We start from the raw sequence: 22953 nt of genomic DNA, 5'->3' as shown, positions 1-22953 counted from the left end.
GTACAATTATGATGAAAAAGTATTGGAGAAAAATGATGGCACTGACTTGTGCGGCCGCTATGCTGTTTACGATGGCAGGATGCGGAAATGCAGAAGGAACGACAGACGGCGCAGAGACGGCGCAGAGCTCTACGACCGCAGATGGATCCGGACAGATTACGATCAAGTTTGCAGAGCATGTTGCGGATATTCAGGCACAGGAGCCGCATCTGCAGAAGATTATCGCTGCCTTTGAAGAAAGCCATCCGGGGATTAAAATTGATATTACGGGCAAAGAAGTGTCCGAGCATAATACACAGATGACCTTACTGGCAGGAGAAAATAAGCTTCCGGATGTATTTTGGCTGGAGCAGGCAACTGCAAAGGAGTTTGCACAGAATGGGTATTTATATGATCTGACGGATGCATTGGATCAGTATGGTATCAATGACAGCCTTCTTCCCGGACTGGTGCATTCATGTACCGTTGACGGTAAAGATGTGGGAATGCCCAGTGAAGTTATGATGGTAGGATTTTATTATAACAAAGATCTCTTCCAGCAGGCAGGAATCGAAGAAGTGCCTGTTACCTATGAAGAGTTCCTGGATGCGGTAGATAAGCTGAATGCAGCCGGAATCACACCGCTGACCGTGGGTGCGCAGGATAATTACAGTATCTGGGCATTTGAGACAATGCTGGCAAGATATGGATTCTTTGAAAAGCTTGACGGCCTGAAGGATGGAAGCATTTCCTGGAATAACGAAGACTTTATTCACTATTTTGAAAAAGTAGAAGAAATGCGTGAAAAAGGAACTTTCACAAAGGACATTTCCAATATTGGATATTTTGAAGCAAAAGAGCAGTTCCTGGGTGGAAATGCAGCAATGTTCAATTCCGGAGCATGGGATATCGGTGATTTTGAGGGAAGTGATATGGCTTCTAAAATCGGATTTTTCTGGGGACCTACCTTTTCCGACAGCCAGTATGAGCAGCAGATCGGAATCAAGGCATCCGGCGGTGTTTATGTAGTATCTTCAAAGGCAGCAGAAGATCCTGCGTTGTTAGATGCAATTATGCAGTTCTGGCAGTTCTATTACGGCGAAGAGGGAACCAGGATCATTGCAGAGGATACCGCGGCATTACCGTGCTCTACATATAATGGACAGATTGACGAGAGCCAACATCCTGTACTTTCCACGATGATCACGGCATTAAATGATGACTGGAAAGCAGTAACTGAGCCGTTTAATTCACTTTCGTCCAATGTGGCATATGGATATTTTGATGCTACCTTCGGTGTTATGACCGGCGTTTACACACCGGAACAAGCAGCTGATTATGTAGAAAATTTACAAAGTGCCGAAAGATAAAACCAAAAGAGCGGTATGAAATTAAGTAATACCGCTCTTTTCTATAGAATGGAAAGGGAGAAAGCTATGTATTGGTTGAGTACAAAGAAAGCAAAAATCATTATGCTGCTTCCGACTCTTATGATTTATGCAGTATTTATTATTATTCCTGTGTTTATCGCATGTTATTATAGCTTTACGGACTACAGTGGTCTTGGAAAAGCATCATTTGTGGGAATAAAAAACTATGTTGCTATGTTCCATGATAAGCTATTTCTGATCGCATTGAAAAATACATTTTTAGTATTGTTATTCAGTGTGATATTCCTGATCGTTGGATCTTTTATGGCAGCATTATTGATGAACAAGAATTTTCACGGAAACGCATTTTTTAAAATGGTGATTTTTGCTCCCTATGTAATAGCGCCTATTATCATAGGAATTATCTGGGGATATATCCTGAATCCTAATTATGGGCTGGTAAATAGTGTATTGCACAAAATAGGACTGGATATGCTTGCTATTGAATGGATCGGTGGAACTAAATGGTCTCCATTGTCATTGGCGATCGTATTCACATGGCAGGTACTGGGTTTCCATGGAACTATTTTTTTATCCGGAATCAAAGCAATACCGGGAGATATTTACGAAGCTTGCGATATTGATGGAGCCAATTTGTTACAACGCTTGTTTTATGTGACAATTCCTATGCTGAAAGAGACCTTTATTATTAATATTGTTCTGGTGGTAACAGGCGTATTTAAAATATATGAACTGGTATATCAGATGACAGGCGGAGGACCTGCTCATCAGTCGGAGCTGCTTACCTCATATATGTATTTTACAGTATTTACATCCAGAAGGTATGGATATGGAATGGCAATTGCGGTTGCAATTCTGTTACTTTCAATTCTGGGCTCATTTTCCTATATTAAGATCACAACGAGGAAGCAAAGGAGTTAAACATGAGAAACAAGAGAATATCGATAAAAAAAGTCATTTTTTACATATGTCTGCTGGGATTGATTATTCTTTTGGTCATGCCCATACTGTGGGCTATGTTGCTTTCATTAAAGACAAATAATGAGATTGTCAACAGTCCGCTTTCTTTGCCGCAGACAATAAGCTTTGAAAATTATCAGCGTGCGATCGATACTATTGATTTTTCCAGAATGTATTTTAACACGATTTTACTGGTAGTAATATCTACTTTTTTCAGTATTTTATTTACTTTTATGAGTTCGTTCGCAATTGCCAGAATGGTTTTTCGAAACCATAAGGCATCGGAAACATTGTATCTGTTCCTGCTGGTCGGGATTGGCATTCCTATTTATGTGCTACTGTTTCCGGTATACCGGATTGATTCATTGATGGGAATCCTTGGAACCCGTTTGGGACTGATCCTGCCGTATGTTGCAGTGAACATCTCGTTCAATACCTTACTGTTTACCGGATTTTTGAGAGATATCCCCGGAGAATTGGAAGAAGCAGCAATTATCGATGGCTGCAATCTATTTAAGCTGTGTACCAAAGTGGTGATTCCGGTTATGAAACCCACGTTCGTGACGATCATTATTTTTAATGCTGTTTATATTTACAATGAGTTCCCGTTTGCATCAACCTTTATTCAGGATAATGTCTTAAACACCGTGTCGTTAATGACATCTATGTTTAAAGGACAATATTCCATGGATTACAGTGGGATCATTGCAGCGAGTCTGATGATCATGCTTCCTGAATTGGTATTTTATGTCATTTTGCAGAAGTATATTATAAGTGGTATGACTGCAGGAGCAGTGAAAGGATAAGAAAATGAGAGAAATCGTAAGGCCATCCCTACATTTTACACCACAGAAAGGCTGGATCAATGATCCTAATGGCTTGGTGTTTTTTAAAGGACAATATCATTTATTTTATCAGTATAATCCGTACCATGATAACTGGGACAGTATGCACTGGGGGCATGCGGTAAGCCGGGACCTGATACACTGGGAAGAATTGGAACCGGCACTGGTCCCCGACATGCCCTATGATAATGATAAAAACGGCGGATGTTTTTCCGGATCGGTTGTTGTACATGATGATCAGCTATTTTTATTTTATACAGGAAGAACGGAAGATGAAACCGGTATTTTTGAGACGCAAAATCTGGCAGTGTCGAAGGATGGGATACATTTCGTAAAGGCAGAAGAAAACCCGCTGATAAAAGAAGTCCCGGAAAAGGGAGGAAGAGATTTTCGAGATCCCAAGGTGTTTTTTGCACAAGGGAAATGGAGAATGATCTGTGGAGGATCCACCGGAAGAATTGAACATCCGGACAGCTGCGGAAGAATTTATCTGTTCTCTTCTACCGATCTGTACCATTGGGCGTATAGCGGAATTTTGTACGAAGCAGAGCCCGGTGAGGGCAGAATGTTTGAATGTCCGGATGCCTTCTGCCTTGATGATGTCTGGTTTTTGACAACTTCGCCGATGTATGAAAAAGACAGTGTAACGACGCTGTATCTGTCCGGACAGGTGGATTTTGACAAATGTGAATTCCATAAAGAGACAAGAGGAACCTTGGATCTTGGAACTCATTATTATGCAGCACAGACATATCCGGTATTGCATGGGGAAATACGGTCTATTGCCTGGCTGGGCGGCTGGCTGTGGATGCCTTGGATCCGGGATTTCGGTCCGGAGGAAGGTTATCGTGGAATATTGGATGTATCACGAGTGTGGTATTTAGATGATAACAGGCGTTTGTGCGCAAAAGTGGCTGATAAAGTGAAATCTGAGATGAAGCTCTTCAGCAGAACATTGGAAAAACATTGGGCCGGTGAAAACATACTACCGCAAAGTCAGCCGGTTATGGTAGAACTGAAGGGAAAGCTGCCGGGAGATGGAGAGTTATTATGTATTGACCTATATGATGCAGACAGACATACAGTGACAATATGCTTTGATTCTACAAATAAAGAAATGACCGTGAATTATAACCGGGCAGACAGAGCTTCCAGATATGGTATACGGACTGTGCCCTGTGAAATGATGGAAAAAGAAACAGATATTGATATCCTCATAGACGGAAATACATTTACATTATTGTGGGAGCATGGTTTATATCGCTATACAGGAAAATTATACCCACAAGGAAATATAGGCGTAGATATAAAATATAGGGCAAAACGGCATTATGATATTACCTCTCTGGGAGAGATATTGATTGATTTTACCGGGAAAAAAGAGAGTGAAAGACAAACTTTGTCTTATACACAAAATCCGGGAGGTGCACCTGCTAATGTTGTGGTTGCGGCACAACGGCTGGGTGCCCAAACAGCATTTATCGGAAAAATAGGAGAAGATTTCCTGGGTGATTTCTTAAAGGAAACCTTGGATAAATGCGGTGTTTCAACCGAAGGATTAATAAGTGATGCAGACTATTTTACAACACTTGCTTTTGTTAAACTGGCGGATAACGGAGAACGAAATTTTGCGTTTGCCAGAAAACCCGGAGCAGATATCGGACTGAAGGGTGAGGAAGTACGGAAAGATATCATCTGCCAAAGCCGTATTCTTCATGTAGGCTCTTTGTCGTTAACTGATGAAATATCCAGAAATGCAGAGTTTATTGCATTAAAAGCTGCGAAAAATAATGGAACGATTATTTCTTATGATCCGAATTACAGAGCCAGTTTATGGGATTCACAGGAAGAAGCCTGTAAATGGATGAGAAGCATTTTAGAATATGCAGATATCGTTAAAGTATCAGAAGAAGAGATTGAGCTATTAACAGGTTATACGGATGTTCGGAAAGCAGCAGAGAGCATAACAGAGTATGGCGCAAAAATAGTACTCATTACTTTAGGCGAAAAAGGATCGTTTGTATATCTGCAGGATCAGCAGGAAGCATATGTTCCAGGCTATTCCAGCAAAGTTGTGGATACCACCGGTGCCGGAGATTCTTTTATGGGAGGCTTTTTATATAAGATTTGTGAATCCGGTAAGCGTATAGAAGAATATTCTTTACAGGAAATGATAGAATGTGTCCGCTTTGGAAATGCGGTGGCTTCCCTATGTGTTGAGAGAGAAGGAGCAATACCTGCGATGCCTGTAATGGAAGAAGTAATTAAGAGGATCAATAGCTAACATAATCCGATCGATGGACAGTAAGAAGGAGCAACTCTGCAGTACCGGGAGCTGCTCCTTTTTGATATAATTTATTGTCCGGAATATGCTTGCTTTTCACATAAATCATTGTCATAATAGGTGTGTTATAAAGAGATTGGAGAAATATAGAAATGTTATTAGATGTTTTAGGATTATTGTCAGCCTGTTCATATGCTTTGGACTGTGTGGAGGCAGAGCTGGTACATGTGTCTGACAAACATGCGAAGCGTGTGGCATACATGAGTGTCTGCATGGCAGAGCAGTTGGGGATCAGCGGTGAGAGCCTGCAGGATCTGGCAGCATGTGCCCTGCTTCATGATAATGCACTGACACAGTATATTCAGGAAGAATTACATAAGGATGTTGCAAATGCCCCGCAAGCTTCTCAGGTAGGAATTCACTGTACCCTGGGTGAAAAAAATATACAGAGACTTCCTTTCCATACGGATGTGAAGAATGTAATTCTGTATCACCATGAAAATGCCAATGGGAGTGGACCGTTTGGAAAAACATGGGAAGAGGTTCCGATTTTTTCCCGAATCATTCATTTAAGCGATCTGCTGGACCGGGCATACGGTGCAAAGGGCTTTACGGAGGATATTTTCAATAAAGCTTGTGGATATCTTCACAAAAATGAAGGAACCGTTGTGGACAAGGAATGTGTGGATGCTTTCCTGCAGGTGTTTACGCTGTCACATTTTCTGACGCTGGGAGAGGATAGCTTTGAGAAAAATCTGTGGGAGAAAATCCCCCGCATCAAACAGGAGCTAAGCTTCGCGCAGATCAAGGAGCTGGCGAGCTTTTTTGCACAGATCGTCGATTACAAATCTCCATTCACCAGCACCCATTCCATCGGTGTAGCAGAGGATGCAGAACGGTTGAGCCGTTATATGGGATTTGATGAAGAAACCGTGGAGAAAATGTACCTTGCGGGCGCTTTGCACGACATCGGAAAAGTGGCGGTAGGTAATGAGATCCTGGAGAAGCCGGGAAGGCTTACGGAGGACGAATTTGCTGTGATGAAACATCATGCGGCATATACCTATTATATTCTGTCAGGCGTAGATGATTTTGACGAGATCCGCGACTGGGCGGCATTCCACCATGAGCGGCTGGACGGAACCGGATATCCTTTCGGGAAGACCGCCGCAGAACTGAACACGCAGGAGCGCATGATGGCCTGTATAGACATCTATCAGGCACTGACGGAAAGTCGTCCCTATAAACAGGGCATGCCTCACGAAAAAGCTTGTGAGATCCTGTGGGATATGGCGAATAAGGGCTGGCTGGATGAAACGATTGTGAAACAGGTCGAGGATTGCTTTCGGGGATAAAAGATGTGAGGGCGATTATTGCAGGATTAATATGACGCAGATATAGGGAAGGTATAAAGATATGGACAACTTTATAGAAGCTTTGTATGGACAACCGGAAGGAACTATTCCGGAGGAGTATGATTGGTTTGCTCCGCTGTTGGGTGATTGGGAGTTTGATTATAAAGATAAGTTTATAGATGGTGATCATAACAGGCCACAGCGTCAATTAAAGGGAGAGTGGATCTTTAGGCGGGTATTGAACGGGATAGGCATTGAAGATATGTTCATATGTCCTTCCAGAGCGACGAGGGAGACTTCTCCACAGCCGGATGGTGAGTATGGTGTCGGACTTAGAATATATAATTCAAAGACCCATTGCTATGATATGGTATATGCATGCAAGAGTAAATTTACAAATTTGTGTTTTACCATGGAAAATGGAATATTGACGGGAACTGTTCTGGAAAATCCCAATCGAAAATGGCGATTTGTGGAAAGAAATGAAAATACATTTCATTGGCAGAATATTATCATCCAGGAGAATGGTGACATTACTGTAAATTGTGAGGTTTTCGGGAAAAGAAAAAGCGAGGAAGCGTAAAACATGAACGTTATAGACATTATGAAGCGCCCTGCGGCCTATGCCAGTGGCTATGAAAATATCCCGGGAGAGGAACAGAACCGGGCAAAACAGCTTTGCTGGGAATATAACCGGACAGCTCCGAAGGAACAGCAGAAGCGGCGGGAAATCTTACAGGAGCTTTTGGGAACCTGTCATCCGATGACAGGCATTGAACCAGATTTTCACTGCGATTACGGATTTAATATTCATACCCACGGACTTACAGTCATCAATTATAACTGTGTCATTCTGGATACCTCACCCGTCAATATCGGTGCGGGTGCATTTATCGCGCCCGGCGTCTGTCTGGCCTGCTCCGGACATGCGGTTGACCCGGGACAGCGCAGTCAGGGAATCGGTACTTCTGCACCCATCACGCTGGAAGAAAATGTATGGATCGGAACAAATGCCACGGTCTGCGGTGGTGTAACCATCGGCGCGGGTTCTGTGATCGGCGCCGGAAGTGTGGTTACCCATGATATTCCGGCGGGAGTGATTGCAGCAGGCGTTCCCTGCCGGGTGATCCGTCCCATTACGGAGAAAGATAAGATCCGGCCGGAGGACATTCTTTTCTAAAAAAGATGACGATAGCCCCACTCTTGTGTTACTATGGTGGAAAATAATACAAAGGAGTGGGGAGAATATGTTTACAAAAAGGAGTTGGGAATCCTTTTATTCCGGTCTTATTATGGTGGGACTGGTATTTATGGTGTTCCCGGTTATTTATTTCTGCGGTGCGACAAAGGAGAAGCAGATCCTGCCGCCGCTTATCATGTTTCTGCTGGGTCTGGTGATCTTTGTGATTAGTGTTCACTTTTCTGTCAAATACCACAAGGAGAAAACGAAATACACCAAGTATAAGATCGACAAGTCTCTGACCTACACATTCACCTTAACTTACGGGGATAAGGTGGAGACCGTCACGGATTTTTCCCAGATCGAATATGCCATCAAGTGGCTGGCGAAATACCGGACGGGCCATGTGGAGATCGCAGTCACGCCTACTATGGGAAGCCTGAAAAAGTTCTACATCTGCTACACCGACAAAGATCCGTACATTCACATGCTGATCGAGCAGGAGAGAGAAGACGGCGTGGGATATTGGGAAGAACGGGGAGATTCTTACAAGATTCCCATTATGACACTCGAGCGGCTCTATGTGAAACATAAGATGATTTCGTTTGATTACCTGAACCGCAGGGAGACTGGTGTGGATGCAAGGGAGGGACTGATCTTATGATGCAGCGCTGGCGGGAAAAATTAAAATACATAGAGGCTGGTCTGATCGTTACCTCACTTATCATGTTTGTAGTATCCTTATTTGTGGATTATGAAAATACCGGATTAGAGGCTGCGATACTTATCATCGGAACGGCGGTAATTTCTGTCATAGCAGAGAAAATCAATAAAAAAGAAATCGAGAAAATGAAATGCCAGGAAGAGGAAGAACTGAAAGATATTGTCTGAGAATAAATCCTGTTTCCCAAAGGAAGAATGATTGACACGGAGGTTAGCGAGTGCTAACCTTGGGAAGAGATTTTGAAAACTTTGGGAGTGACAATATATGGATCTGGCATTCTGGCTGGCGATTGCAGCAGCGGTCCTGTGCGTTGCTGTCGCCATTTACGGTGAAAGTAAAAAGGATAAAAAATAGGGAAAAGAATGACACTTCAGCAATTAAAGTATGTAATAACGGTAGCAGAGACCGGCACCATCACGGAAGCAGCCAACAGGCTGTATGTTTCACAGCCTAGTTTAACCAACGCGATCCACGAGTTGGAAAAGGAAATGAATATTGTTATTTTCAACCGGACCAACAAGGGGATCACGCTTTCCAAAGAGGGAGATGACTTTTTGGGATATGCGAGACAGGTGCTGGAGCAGGCGGCGATCCTTGAGGATAAATACAAGGGAAATCCCGGGGGCAAAAAACAGTTCTGCGTATCCACCCAGCATTATTCCTTTGCCGTCAACGCATTCGTGGACCTGATCAAACAGTACGGGCAGGAAGAATACGATTTCAGCCTGCGGGAGACACAGACCTATGAGATCATAGAAGATGTGGCGCGTCTGCGCAGCGAGATCGGAATCCTGTTTTTGAATGATTTCAATGAAGCGGTACTCAGCAAGCTGTTGAAATCCCATGATCTGGAATTCCACCAGTTGTTTGTTGCCAGTCCCCATGTATTTATCAGCAGAAAACATCCGCTGGCGGGTAACAGCATAATTACGAACGAAGAACTGGAAGAATACCCGTACCTGTCTTTTGAACAGGGAGAGCACAATTCCTTTTATTTTTCAGAGGAAATCTTCTCTGATTTTGAACGCAGGAAAAATATCCGTGTGCGGGACAGAGCGACACTGTTCAATCTGCTGATCGGCCTGAACGGTTACACCGTGTGCAGCGGCGTGATCGATAAAAAATTAAACGGAAAAGATATTATCGCCGTGCCACTGGCAGATGAGAGTGACATGCGGATCGGTTATATCACACACAGAAAAGGAATGCTCAGCAGACTGGGTACTACCTACCTGGAAGCACTGCAGAAGTATTTAGGATGAATGGGTTGCCCATAGTTTTAAACTATGGACAACCCTTATTTTTACGTATTTTGCGGATTTCATCATTTCTCTTATAATGAGGACAATTCAAAAAACGACAAAGAAATGGAGAGAATGACAATGAGCAATTTACAGACACCTTTTCGCTATGATTTCGTAGGAAGTTTTTTAAGACCGGAGAAGTTGAAGAAAGCAAGAAGACAGTTCAATGAAGGAAAGATCGATGCTGCGGCACTGAAGAAAGTGGAAGATGAAGCCATCACAGAGCTTGTGAGCAAGATCAAAGAGCTGGGCTATCATGTGATCACAGACGGTGAATTCCGCAGAGCCACCTGGCATCTGGATTTCATGTGGGGATTCGACGGCATCAGCCATACCCCTACCAAGACGGGACTTCCGTTCCACGGCGAGGCGGCCATGGTGGATGATACCTATATTGTAGGCAAGATCGGACTGACCGGGGAGCATCCTTTTGTAGATCATTTCCGGTTTGTAAAAGCATTAGAGGATGAAAATACCGTAGCAAAGCAGACCATACCTTCTCCCGCCCAGTTCCTGGCACAGTTTACCATGCCCTTTAACCGAGGCTGCACAGAGAAGCATTATCCGAATGAGCAGGAACTGGTAAATGACATCGTGGCGGCCTACGGAAAAGTGATCGATGACCTCTATGCTGCCGGATGTAGAAACCTGCAGCTGGATGACTGTACCTGGGGTATGTTTGCGGATAAGATCGGCCACACCCTGTACGGAACTACCAGAGAAGGAATTGTGGATTTCCAGAAATCGCATAAGGATATTAATAACAAGGTAATCGCGAATGCACCAAAGGATATGATCATTAACACCCATGTATGCCGCGGTAATTTCCATTCCACCTACGCAAGCGAGGGTGCCTATGATTCCGTAGCGGATATCCTGTTCGACGAAGAGAATGTGAATGCCTATTTCCTGGAGTTTGATGATGAGAGATCCGGCGGTTTCGCACCTTTGGCCAAGGTATCCGGGGAGAAAAAGGTCGTTCTGGGACTGATCACTACCAAGTCTCCCGTACTGGAGGACAAACAGCTTGTCATTGACAGAATCCATGATGCGGAAAAATACATTCCACTGGAGAGATTATACTTAAGTCCTCAGTGCGGATTTGCCTCCTGCGAGATCGGCAATAAGCTGACCGAAGAAGAGCAGTGGGCGAAACTCCGGCTGGTGAAAGAAGTAGCGGAGGAAGTCTGGGGAAAATAAATAAACGTGGTTCCGGCGATTACCAGAGAGGTGGTCGCCGGAATTTTAATTATATTCAATTGTCTCATTTTTCTGGATAGGCTATAATATACCTATGGTTATCCCTGTTTAACATTTTCTAAATGGGGATTTTTGAAATATTTTGAATATGAAAAATAATACGGAGGAAGCAGAAACATGAATAAACAAACAGCCCATTACCATCTTCCCGGTCTGTTTGAATTCTATGAATTATACAGAATGTTCCTGCCGTTGTTTCGGGAGCATGGGGAATATTTTTACGACTGGTGCGACATCGGTTCCATCTACGGAGCCCCGCCGGACTGCATCTGGGGAGGCGGCCGGGTCTCACTGGAGGATCACAACGCAGGAGAAGTGCTGGCACTGTTACAGGAATACGGGATCTCAGCCCGTCTGACCTTCAGCAATTCGCAGCTCTGCGAAGAACATCTTTCCGACAGAAAATGCAATGAACTCTGTGCCCTGTTTGCGGAAAATACAGAGCCGGAAAACGGCGTGATCGTCCATTCGGAACTGCTGTTACAGTATTTGAAAAGTCATTATCCGCAACTTTATCTGATATCCTCAACCACAAAAGTACTGACGGATTTTGAAGCGTTAAAAAAGGAAGCAGACAGAGAAGATTTTCGCTACGTCGTACCGGATTTCCGCCTGAACAAGGCTTATGAAGAATTAAATACGCTGACAGAATCACAGAAAGACAAAGTGGAGTTTTTGTGCAATGAGTGCTGCTATTTTGGCTGCAAGGACAGGAAGGAATGCTACGAAGCCGTCAGCCACAGGAATCTGGGAGAGAAGCCGGATTTTAGTTGTACCTCACCGGGGGCGGAGGAGGGGTATCGTTTTTCCAAAGCTATGAAAAATCCCGGATTTATCAGCGTGGAAGATATTCAGAAGATCTACTTGCCCATGGGATTTTCCAATTATAAGATCGAGGGCCGGGGACTGGGCAGTGCACTGGTTCTGGAATTTTTACTGTATTATATGACGAAACCGGAGTATCAGCTGCAGGTCAGAGAAGAAATCTATCTGGACAATATGCTGGATCTGTTTTAATAAATGAAATCAAAAGATGAGGAATGCTGTCATGGAATACGAAACCAATGAACCAAAGCATATCAAGGTAAGAGGTGCAAAGGTTCATAACCTGAAAAATATCGATGTGGATGTTCCCTTACACAAAATCGTGGGAATCGCCGGGGTATCCGGTTCGGGGAAATCTTCGCTGGCGTTGGGTGTCCTCTATGCAGAGGGCTCCAGACGTTATCTGGAATCTCTGTCCACCTACACCAGAAGACGTATGACCGGCGCGGCGAAAGCCCAGGTGGATGAAGTCCTCTATGTTCCGGCAGCGCTGGCATTGCATCAGCGCCCCGGAATTCCCGGGATTCGCAGTACCTTTGGAACCGGAACAGAACTTTTGAACAGTCTGCGTCTGATGTATTCCCGTCTGGCTTCCCATCGCTGCCCCAACGGACATTATGTGCCGCCGACCCTGAAAGTAGCGGCGGAGCAGGAGATCCTGTGTCCCGAATGCGGAGCAAAGGTACATGCTCCCAGCGCAGAGGAACTGGCATTCAATTCTCAGGGAGCCTGCCCGAAATGCGGCGGTACGGGAAGTGTGCGGACTGTGGACCTGGATTCTCTTGTGCCGGATGATTCCCTGAGTATTGATGAGGGAGCGGTGGCACCCTGGAACAGTCTCATGTGGTCTTTAATGACAGATGTCTGTCGGGAAATGGGAGTGCGGACGGATGTGCCTTTCCGGGAACTTACAGATCGGGAAAAAGAGATTGTCTATCACGGTCCCGCGGAGAAGAAACATATTTTTTATAAGGCGAAAAAGACCAATCAGGCGGGAGAACTGGATTTTACATATTTCAATGCGGTATACACGGTAGAAAATGCCCTGGCAAAAGTGAAAGACGAAAAGGGCATGAAACGTGTGGAAAAATTCTTAAAGGAGGACATCTGTCCGGAATGCGGTGGCAGCAGACTTTCGGATGCGGCCAGAGCACCGAGACTTCGGGGCATAGGGCTTGCGCAGGCCTGCCAGATGCCCCTGAAAGAACTGGTGGACTGGGTAGTGGGAGTGCCGGATTCCCTGCCGGAAGAGATGCGGCCTATGGCGGAATCTATCTGCGAATCCTTCCAAACTGTGGCCAAAAGGCTGATGGATCTGGGACTTACTTACCTGTCTCTGGATCGTGCGTCAGCCTCTCTGTCCACCGGGGAGAGACAGCGGATGCAGCTGGCACGTGCAGTGCGGAACCGTACCACAGGAGTGCTCTATGTGCTGGATGAGCCTTCCATCGGTCTGCATCCTTCGAATATTGTGGGGTTGAATGCGGTGATGCATGACCTGATCGCTGACGGCAACTCCATTATTTTGGTAGACCATGATACTCAGATTCTGTCCGAAGCGGACTGGCTGATCGAGATGGGACCGGAAGCCGGTGCCGGAGGCGGCTATGTGATCACACAGGGTACGATTCCACAGGTAATCGCCAAAAAGGAGTCCATGATCGGTCCTTTTCTGGCGCAGACTGCGGATATGCGTATCCGTAAACCCATCGCCCGGGAGGAAATATTTGCACCGGGAAAGCTTCATTTGTCCACAGATGCCATCCATACGGTAAAGCCTCTGGAAATAGACATTCCCAAAGGAAGACTTACGGTCGTTACCGGTGTCTCCGGCTCCGGTAAGACCACCATGGTGCTGGAAAGTCTGATTCCCGGACTGGAAGCAAAGTTAAACGGCGAACATTTGCCCGGCCATGTAAAAAGTATCACCGCGGAGGGTATCGCCCATGTAAAACTGATCGATGCATCCCCCATCGGTATTAATGTGCGTTCCACGGTAGCCACTTATGCCAATGTGCATGACGAACTGCGGAAGATCTATGCGAAAACCGCGGATGCAAAAAATAAAAAATATAAGGCGGGAGACTTTTCTTACAATACCGGAAAACTAAGATGCCCGGTCTGCGACGGTACCGGACAGATCAGTCTGGACGTACAGTTCCTGCCGGATGTGGATGTGCCCTGCCCGGAGTGCGGCGGTTCCCGCTATGGCAGAGAGGCATGGGACATCTGCTATGCGAACAAACGAGGGAAACGTTATTCTCTGCCGCAGATGATGGAGATGGATGTAACGGCTGCATTGCAGGCGACAGAGGATTGGAAAGTCGTGCATCAGCGTCTGGAAGTCCTGAAAAATCTGGGACTGGGATATTTAACATTAGGCGAAGAGACACCAAGCCTCTCCGGCGGGGAGGCTCAGCGGTTGAAGCTTGCCAGCGAAATGGGAAGAGGACAGTCGGATTCCGTATTTGTATTCGACGAACCGACGATCGGACTGCATCCGTTAGATGTACAGACTCTGTTGCAGGTATTTCAGGCGCTGATAGACAATGGGGCAACGGTACTTGTCATTGAACATGATCTGGATGTGATCCGCAATGCCGATTACATCATTGATATGGGACCCGGTGGTGGAGAAGACGGCGGCAGAGTTGTCGCTGTGGGAACTCCGGAGCAGATCAGGGCAAATGCCGACAGCATTACGGGAAAATATCTGTGATTAAAGACAGCGATGTGTGCGTGAGCGCCCATCGCTGTCTTTCCTTATGCCTATGCGCGGCTCATTGCTCGCGTAATTTCCACTACAATTTCCCCAGTTTGATTTTGACATACGTATAGTGACTATGATACACTGAATAAGAAAAAAGTGGGATAGTCTGCTTTGGTGAAAATAGGAACTTAGGACAAGAAAAGGTTAAGGGAGCGAAATACCTTGGATAAGAGTGAATATAAATTAAGAGCGGAAGAAATCAAAGACCTGATCAGCCGGGGAGAATATGCACAGGCTGCTGAAATTGCCGACACGATTGACTGGCGTCGTGTAAAAAGTGTCATGATGCTGTGTACGATCAGTGATCTCTATAAGATCAATCGCAGATATGAGGATGCCAGAGATATGTTGCTTCTGGCATATGAACGTCGTCCCGGTGGAAGGACCATCTGCTATTCCCTGTGCGAACTTTCCATTAAAATGGAAGAATACGTACAGGCGATAGAATATTATAAGGAATTCGTACAGGTGGCGCCCAAGGATTCGGGAAGATATATTCTGCAGTATAAATTGTACGAGGCGCAGGACGTGAGCCTTGAAGAACGAATCTCAGTTTTGGAAGAACTGAAGAAGAGAGATTACAGGGAAAAATGGGCATATGAACTGGCATACCTGTATCACAGAGTGGGACTGGCAGCCAGATGTGTAGAGGAATGTGATGAACTGATCCTTTGGTTCGGCGAAGGAAAATATGTGATTAAGGCGATGGAACTGAAAATGCTCCATCAGCCGTTGACACCGGAGCAGCAGGAAAAATACGATCATCGGTTCGATGCACCCGGAAGCTTTATCCCGTCGCAGAACTCTGTGCAGGACAACGGGTATAGCGCAAATCAGGGTTATGATCAGGGTTACGCCCAGGACGGAAGCTATGATCAGGGTCAGGGGTATGATCAGAATTATACTCAGGATTATTCCCAGGATGGGAACTATGACCAAAGCCAGGGGCATGCGCAGGACTATCCTCAGGACGGAAACTACGATCAGAATCAGGGCTATGTTCAGGAGGATAACTATGACCGGGTATCCGGAGATACCCAGGTCTATGAACCCATGCAGCAACCGGCGCAGGAGACCTCCGCACAGCCGGAGCAGGATGATTTCGATATTCATGTGAAGACCATGGATGTGGGTCAGTATAATACTATCAATCTGCAGGCAGAACTTGCAGCGGGACTTCGTGAAGTCCTCGGTGAGGAACCAAAAGAAGATACCGCGAAAGCGACAGCGGACTCCATTACCCGTTCTATCGTAGCACCTATGATGGATTCCGATACAGAATCTCTGGATTATCCGGAGATTGCAGAGGTCAGTGAGGATGATCTGGAGCCGGAGACCGAGCAGATCGAAGGTTCCGAGGTGTTCTTTGGTGAGACCGGAGAGATCGGTGATCTGTCTCAGGTTCCTGAGGTAGAGACCGAGGAGATCCTGCCGGAGGAACCGGCATCTCTTAAGAGACAGGATGTTGTACCGGAATTGTCGGAAGCAGAGCCGAAGGCGCCTGTGGAGACAGAGAGTAAGCCGGAGAACCCTGCCGAAGAGATTCATGAAATGCATGAAGTGACCGTACCGGTGGAACCTCCCAAGGAACTGGCAAATGTACTGGCACAGGAATCCGACGGACAGATCAGCCTGGTAATGCCCGAGGCGGAAAGCATCGAGAAGCAGATTACCGGTCAGATGAATATTGAAGACATTCTGGCAGAGTGGGAACGCAAAAAGAAAGAAAACCTCGAAAAGAGAGAAGAAGAAGTCCGCCAGCATGTATTGCAGCAGACCGGTGCCATGTTCACGGAATTTGAACAGGCAGTAAGAGATGGACTGTTAGAGAAACTGGAAAAAGAAAAAGCAGCGGATGCTGATGTGGTTACGGACACAGATGAAGTTGAAGAGCTGGAACCGGAACCTGCTGATACGGATATCGTTGACACTGAAGAGGTAAAAGAACTTGAAGAGGTAGAAGAACTTGAAGAGGAACCTGCCGTAGCGGAATATGAGGAAGAACCCGCAACAGAGGAACCGGAAGCTGCCGCCGATATGGAAGTGACGCAGGAGCCGGCTGCAGAAATCCCAGAAGTGTCGGAGGAAACCACAGCAGAGACCCAGGAAGCATCGGAGGAATCCGTAGCGGAGGCCAAAGAGGAGGCCAAAGAGGAGCCGGAAGAACAAGCAGTAGAACAAGCGGTAGAAGAAGTCCCTGAGGACGAGCAGCCGCAGACCCCGGAGCCTCCCGTAGTGGAGAGAGACAAGGCAAAAGTCCGTGCGCTTACCAGAGAAGAGCGCGAGCTGTATGCGCCCTTTATTCAGAGTAAGTCCGCAAGAGAACAGTTAGTCAAAGCCATTGATAATATCAGCCTGGCTGCCTATACCGGCAATGTGATCATCACCGGTGAAGAAGGCATGGATACCTTATCCCTTGCGAAAAATATGATTCGTGAGATTCAGGCTACCGACAGCAATTTCTCCGGAAAAGTTGCCAAAATCTCCGGACATGCGCTGAATAAAAAGGACGCTGCAGATACATTATCCAAGCTGAAGAACGGAGCACTTATTATCTGCAAGGCATCGGAAATGAACGATACTACGGTGAACACCCTGTATAAAGCCCTGCAGCAGGAGAATCAGGGAATCGTTATTATCCTGGAGGATACCAAGCGTGAGATCGACCGTTTCCTGGAAAAGCATGAAAAACTAAAAGAAAGCTTTACAGCCCGCATGGATGTGGAAGCTCTCAGTAACGATACACTGGTGGCATTCGGAAGACAATACGCCCGGGAAATGGAATACTCCATTGATGAGCTGGGAGTTCTCGCACTGCATACCAGAATTGAAGATATGCAGACCATAGACCATGTGGTTACCGTGGTAGATGTGAAAGAGATCGTGGATGAGGCAATTGCGCATGCGAATAAAAAGACATTAAAGCATTTCTTTGATGTTCTGTTTGCCAAGAGATATGACGATGAGGATATGATCATCCTCACTGAGAAAGATTTTGTATAACTATTCAGAGCCATGTAAACATTGACGAATGGGCGTCGAATGCTTGCATTCGTAAGAACATTTATCAATGTTTATAGGGCGAATGGGGTTCTGAATAGTTAAAAATATATAGCGGGAGGCGCAGCTATGATGAAGGAGAAGGTATTTATTTCCGAAGCAGATCAGTACCTTTTTGCCCAGGGAACGCACTATGATATTTATAAAAAACTGGGCGCGCATCTGTCGACGGAAGATGGTGTGCAGGGAGTCTATTTCGGGGTATGGGCACCAAATGCAGCACAGGTGAATGTCATCGGCACATTCAATGAATGGAACGAGGAGTCTCATCCCATGCAGAAGCTGGGAGAAGGTGGTATCTGGGGGTTGTTCGTTCCCGGCGTGGAAGAAGGAACAATGTATAAGTTCCTGATCTATGCGAGGGATGGCAGAAGACTGTATAAAGCCGACCCGTTTGCAAATTATGCGGAATACAGACCCGGAACAGCGTCCATCGTTACGGATATCACGGGATTCGACTGGAAGGATTCCAAGTGGATGGAAGCCCGGGATAAAAAAGATATGAACAAGGAGCCCATGGCGATCTATGAGTGTCATATCGGTTCTTTCATGAAGCATCCGAATAACGGTACTGCGGAAGGATTCTATAATTATCGGGAGTTTGCCGACCGGATCGTGGAATATCTGAAAGAGATGAAATACACCCATGTAGAGCTTATGGGAATCGCAGAGCATCCGTATGATGGCTCCTGGGGGTATCAGGTAACCGGATACTATGCGCCTACATCCCGTTACGGAACGCCTAAGGATTTTATGTATCTGGTCAATGAACTGCATAAGGCAGGCGTTGGAGTTATTTTGGACTGGGTACCGGCACATTTTGCAACCGATGCACACGGACTGGCAGAATTTGACGGACAGTGCATATTTGAACATCCCGATCCCCGTTTGGGAGAACACCCTGAATGGGGAACGAAGATATTTAATTATGGCAAAAATGAAGTGAAGAACTTCCTGGTAGCCAATGCTCTGTTCTGGCTGAGAGAGTTCCATGTAGACGGTATCCGTGTAGATGCAGTAGCATCCATGCTGTATCTGGATTACGGTAAAAAGGACGGACAATGGCTGCCGAATAAATTTGGCGGCAATAAGAACCTGGAAGCCATTGAGTTCTTCCATCATCTGAATTCAGTGATCCGCGGAACTTATCCGGGATTTTTGACAATTGCCGAGGAATCTACCGCATGGCCCAATGTCACCAGTGGTATCGGGGAGGAAGGCTTAGGATTTTCCTTCAAGTGGAATATGGGCTGGATGCATGATTTCTGCGAGTATATGAAGCTGGATCCTCTGTACCGGAAAGGCGATCATTACGCTATGACCTTTGCCATGAGCTATAACGACAGTGAGAATTATATTCTTCCATTGTCTCATGATGAAGTGGTACATCTGAAGTGCTCCATGGTGAATAAAATGCCCGGATATCCGGCAGATAAATATGCCAACCTTCGTGTGGGGTATAGCTACATGTTCGGGCATTCCGGCAAGAAATTATTATTTATGGGACAGGATTTCGGACAGGAGCGAGAGTGGAGCGAAGAGCGTGAGCTTGACTGGTATCTGTTAGGAGAGAAGCTGAATCAGGGCGTACATACTTATGTAAAGGAGCTGTTAAAGCTGTATCGTAAATACCCTGCTCTGTACGAGCTTGACAATACCTGGGACGGCTTTGAATGGATGAACGCGGATGATGCGGAGCACAGTACATACTGCTTCGTGAGAAAATGTTCCAGTGGCAAGAATAATCTGCTGTTTGTACTCAACATGACCCCGATGAAATGGGAGAACTATACCGTTCCCGTGCCTAAGAAGAAAAAGTATAAGCTTTTGCTCAACAGTGATGAGGAGCGTTTCGGCGGCTGGGGTAACGAGATTCCCGCAGAGATTATGGCGGAGAAAAAGCCTTATCATTATAAGGATTACTCCATCAGCTTTGATCTGCCGCCCTACGGTGCAGCAGTATTTCTGTTCTAGGTCAGGTTAAGAAATTACATAAAACAACCGAAATAAAAGATGAGTGTGACCAAAAGTACACTCATCTTTTTTCATAACTATTCAGAGACATGTAAATATCACTAAGACCTCTTTGAATGCTTGTATTCGTAAGAGGATTTAAAGGACGACAGGCGTGAAGATAACATTTCAGAATCAGACGATCAATGAAAATGACAATAGAACAGAAAGTAACCGGACAGAGAAAAACAACTGGGGCAAAGACAAGACATGGCGCAGTAAAAAGAGCGTAAATGTGAATTTCGGGGCAGTATACGAGAGTGGGCAGGCCGCAGTGCCCATGTCTTCTTTAGAAAAGGAAGAGAACAACAAAGGAAAATCTCTGATGGAGCTGCAGCAGGATGCCGGGAATGCTAATGTGGCACTGCAGCAGAACTATATGACATTGCTGTCGCATACCATGTCACAGGAGGACTATGCGAAGGCCTGTGAGGATGGATTTGATCCCAGAGAGCTGGATCAGGATACAGCGGTCACCATCGTGGATAAGATCAAGGCAGAACTGGTGCGTTCCGGTCAGCAGATCGCAGGATATACGGATGATATCGATATGGATACCCTGGCGGCAGCGGTAGGAAGTGATACTTTAGCCCGAAGCATCGAAGAGCAGTTCCGTTCCGCGGATCTTCCTCTGACGCAGGAAAATATAAATGAACTGAAAAGCGCCTGGGATATGGCAGCTTCCCTGAAGGAACCGGAAGAAGGTGCGGTCAGCTACCTGGTGGATAACGGACTGGAACCGGAGATCTGGAACCTCTATGTGGCAGAGAACAGCGGTGCGAAAGTACAGAATAATGATGTTCCGCAGGAACTGCAGGAGCAGATGGACAAGGTAATTGCGGATGCGGGATTGACGGTAAACGATGAGAACAGACAGAAGGCACAGTGGCTGATAAGTGCAGGACTTCCGCTGACTACGGATACGCTGCAGCAGCTTGTGGAACTGGACGGCATTTCCTATCCCGTTACGGAGGATGCTTTTGCGCAGGTGGCAGCAGCGGCAATTGCGGAGGGGAAATCCCCGATGTATGCGAACCTGGGCAGACAGGATACGATTTATGAAAAAGCAGATAAAATGCTGCAGGACTGGTTCTCGGATGCAAAGTGGGATGCCACGGCAGAGAATCTGGCAGCAAGAAAACAGCTGGAAGAGATTCGCCTGCGCATGACGGCAGAAGTGAACGTAAAGCTTTTACAGAGTGATTTTTCCATTGATACAGCTCCTATGGAGCAGCTGATCGAAGCGCTGCGAAAGGCGGAGGCAGAGGTTGCCGGAAAATATTTTCCCGGTGAGTCTCAGGCAGTGATGAAATATGAGACTTATACCCAGGCAGTGCAGGTGGCTTCCGAATTACCTGGATTACCTGCCGGAGTACTGGGATCCTATGGTCTGGAACAGAAAGCTGCCACAGAGACAGTTTCTGACTTCCATAAGGAAGGCGCTGCAATGCAGAAAGCCTATGAAGAAGCGGGCGAACGTTATGAGACTCTGATGACGGCACCGAGAAGCGACCTGGGAGACAGCATCCGGAAAGCATTTTCTAATGTAGATGATATTCTGACAGACATGTCATTAGAAAAAACACAGGAAAATCAGCGGGCTGTCCGGATTCTGGCATACAACAGTATGAAAATTACGCCTGAAAATATCGAGAAGATCAAGGAAGCTGACAGACAGGTCAGCGCAGTGGTGGACAGACTGACACCGAAAAATGTGTTACAGATGATCCGGGACGGTGTAAATCCTCTGGAGAAGACCTTTGACGAACTGGAGGCCTATTTTTCACAGAACCCCCAAAGCTATGAGGAAGAAGCGGAGGACTACAGCCGTTTCCTATATCAGTTGGAACGGAAAAAGGATGTTACAGAAGAGGAACGAAAAGCGTATATTGGAATTTATCGAATGGTGCATCAGGTCGAGAGAGAGGATGGCGCAGCGGTAGGCGCGGTAGTAGATACCGGTGCAGAACTGCAATTTTCCACTCTGCTGGCGGCAGCCAGAAGCAGAAGGACTTCTCATATGGACTGGAAAGTATCAGAGAATACCGGGCTGACACAGGAGATCCATTTGTCCGAGAATAATATATCTGAACAGATCCGGATGGGCATGGCAAAAGAGGTTCTGACAGAGGTGTCAGATGATGACGAAAGCAGAGCAGCGTATGACCGGGAAGGACTGCAGCAGATGCGTGAGGCGGGGAATACGACGCCGGAAGCCGTAGAATTGCTACAAAGGGGAGAACTTCCCACCAGCGCGTCGAATCTTTTGGCTGCCCAGGCACTAATGGATGATCCGGCGGAGATGTTTGGCAATCTGCGCAGATACAGAGAAAAGTATCGGCAGGAAAAAGAAATGCTGCAGACAGCAGGCAGCGAAGTGCCTGCCGGGACAGAAACTTCCGAACTGTGGGAACAGCTGGATCAGCAGAATTTTGCAGAGGATTATCGGACCATGCTTCAGAATACGGCAGAAGATGTGGAGACCATGAGTCTGGAACAGGCGGATGAACATCTGGATGTAAAACAGCTGCAGCTGGTACACAAGCAGCTGCGCCTTGCGGAGAGCCTTCAGGCGAAGCAGGAATATTTTCTTCCGATGTACCTGGGCGAGCAGCTCGCGGGAGTCCATCTTACCTTACAGCAGGGAGTTGGAACTGCCGGAGCTGTGGAGATTAGGGTGAATGCCGGAGATATGGAGCTGGAGGCACATTTACAGGTAAAGGGAGACACCATCGATGGCTATCTCGTAGGAAATACACCGGAAGAGGTTACGAAATTAGAGAAGACCTCCGATATATTCCTTGAATGGATTCAGACAGATACTTCTGCAGACTGGAAAGCAGAAAAGCTTCCTGTCGTCAGCTCCCGGGATATGACAAGGATGGCAGCCGGAGAGACAAAAAATGCAGACACCATAGAGAGTCGGATCGATACAAAACAGTTGTATCGTCTGGCAAAAGGATTCCTGCAGGCTGTCGCAGACAGCAGCGGAAAGTAAGGAGT

16 protein-coding genes are annotated in these 22953 nt (G+C 46.3%); all 16 read left to right on the top strand.

The features are described from left to right. The first annotated feature begins 8 nt into the window (after nucleotides 1-8). The 16 genes from ACTRDR_RS01625 (at nucleotide 9) to ACTRDR_RS01550 (ending at nucleotide 22948) form a co-directional block, all read left to right on the top strand. Nucleotides 9-1349 carry an ABC transporter substrate-binding protein gene (locus ACTRDR_RS01625; RefSeq protein WP_440525922.1) on the top strand — a complete coding sequence of 447 codons (1341 nt, stop codon included), beginning with the start codon at nucleotides 9-11 and terminating at the stop codon, nucleotides 1347-1349. A gap of 15 nt (nucleotides 1350-1364) precedes the next feature. Then, nucleotides 1365-2291 (top strand): carbohydrate ABC transporter permease, encoded by a 927-nt coding sequence (locus ACTRDR_RS01620; RefSeq protein WP_242993439.1) that lies wholly within the window; start codon nucleotides 1365-1367, stop codon nucleotides 2289-2291. Between the two features lie 2 nt (nucleotides 2292-2293). Continuing rightward, nucleotides 2294-3136 (top strand): ABC transporter permease subunit, encoded by an 843-nt coding sequence (locus tag ACTRDR_RS01615; protein ID WP_176865856.1) that lies wholly within the window; start codon nucleotides 2294-2296, stop codon nucleotides 3134-3136. A 4-nt stretch (nucleotides 3137-3140) separates the two neighbouring features. Further along, nucleotides 3141-5459 (top strand): PfkB family carbohydrate kinase, encoded by a 2319-nt coding sequence (locus ACTRDR_RS01610; RefSeq protein WP_440525921.1) that lies wholly within the window; start codon nucleotides 3141-3143, stop codon nucleotides 5457-5459. Between the two features lie 152 nt (nucleotides 5460-5611). After that, nucleotides 5612-6814, top strand: coding sequence for an HD-GYP domain-containing protein (locus ACTRDR_RS01605; RefSeq protein WP_440525920.1), 1203 nt, complete (start codon nucleotides 5612-5614; stop codon nucleotides 6812-6814). A 61-nt stretch (nucleotides 6815-6875) separates the two neighbouring features. Continuing rightward, on the top strand, nucleotides 6876-7397 hold the full coding sequence (locus ACTRDR_RS01600; protein ID WP_176865862.1) for a hypothetical protein: 522 nt from the start codon (nucleotides 6876-6878) through the stop codon (nucleotides 7395-7397). Nucleotides 7398-7400: 3 nt separating this feature from the next. Next, nucleotides 7401-7994: a sugar O-acetyltransferase gene (locus tag ACTRDR_RS01595; RefSeq protein WP_118669498.1), complete on the top strand. Its 594-nt coding sequence runs from the start codon at nucleotides 7401-7403 to the stop codon at nucleotides 7992-7994. A gap of 67 nt (nucleotides 7995-8061) precedes the next feature. After that, nucleotides 8062-8658 (top strand): hypothetical protein, encoded by a 597-nt coding sequence (locus tag ACTRDR_RS01590; RefSeq protein WP_022313157.1) that lies wholly within the window; start codon nucleotides 8062-8064, stop codon nucleotides 8656-8658. Then, complete coding sequence (locus ACTRDR_RS01585) at nucleotides 8655-8885, top strand: hypothetical protein (RefSeq protein WP_118692897.1); 231 nt, start codon at nucleotides 8655-8657, stop codon at nucleotides 8883-8885. Before ACTRDR_RS01590 ends, ACTRDR_RS01585 begins: the two co-directional genes overlap by 4 nt. Before the next feature lie 195 nt (nucleotides 8886-9080). Beyond that, nucleotides 9081-9980: a LysR family transcriptional regulator gene (locus tag ACTRDR_RS01580; RefSeq protein ID WP_022313155.1), complete on the top strand. Its 900-nt coding sequence runs from the start codon at nucleotides 9081-9083 to the stop codon at nucleotides 9978-9980. 120 nt (nucleotides 9981-10100) lie between these two features. Then, a complete protein-coding gene (locus tag ACTRDR_RS01575; protein WP_440525919.1) occupies nucleotides 10101-11222 on the top strand; it encodes a 5-methyltetrahydropteroyltriglutamate--homocysteine S-methyltransferase in 1122 nt (373 codons plus the stop codon). Between the two features lie 177 nt (nucleotides 11223-11399). After that, nucleotides 11400-12299, top strand: coding sequence for a hypothetical protein (locus ACTRDR_RS01570; RefSeq protein ID WP_440525918.1), 900 nt, complete (start codon nucleotides 11400-11402; stop codon nucleotides 12297-12299). Between the two features lie 31 nt (nucleotides 12300-12330). Continuing rightward, nucleotides 12331-14826, top strand: a complete 2496-nt coding sequence (locus ACTRDR_RS01565) for an excinuclease ABC subunit UvrA (RefSeq protein WP_440525917.1) — start codon at nucleotides 12331-12333, stop codon at nucleotides 14824-14826. Between the two features lie 213 nt (nucleotides 14827-15039). Beyond that, the gene (locus tag ACTRDR_RS01560; protein ID WP_440525916.1) at nucleotides 15040-17880 is read left to right on the top strand and encodes a tetratricopeptide repeat protein; all 2841 of its coding nucleotides are present in this window, start codon (nucleotides 15040-15042) and stop codon (nucleotides 17878-17880) included. A gap of 129 nt (nucleotides 17881-18009) precedes the next feature. Beyond that, nucleotides 18010-19911: a 1,4-alpha-glucan branching protein GlgB gene (glgB, locus tag ACTRDR_RS01555; protein ID WP_440525991.1), complete on the top strand. Its 1902-nt coding sequence runs from the start codon at nucleotides 18010-18012 to the stop codon at nucleotides 19909-19911. Between the two features lie 154 nt (nucleotides 19912-20065). After that, entirely contained in the window at nucleotides 20066-22948 is a 2883-nt protein-coding gene (locus tag ACTRDR_RS01550) for a DUF6240 domain-containing protein (protein ID WP_440525915.1), read from the top strand. Nucleotides 22949-22953: the final 5 nt, after the last annotated feature.

It is taken from the genome of Simiaoa sp. (assembly GCF_051972595.1).
Classification (GTDB): domain Bacteria; phylum Bacillota; class Clostridia; order Lachnospirales; family Lachnospiraceae; genus Acetatifactor; species Acetatifactor hominis.
The sequence above is the reverse complement of the archived record's forward strand: the minus strand, read 5'-3'. Positions and strand labels throughout refer to the sequence as shown.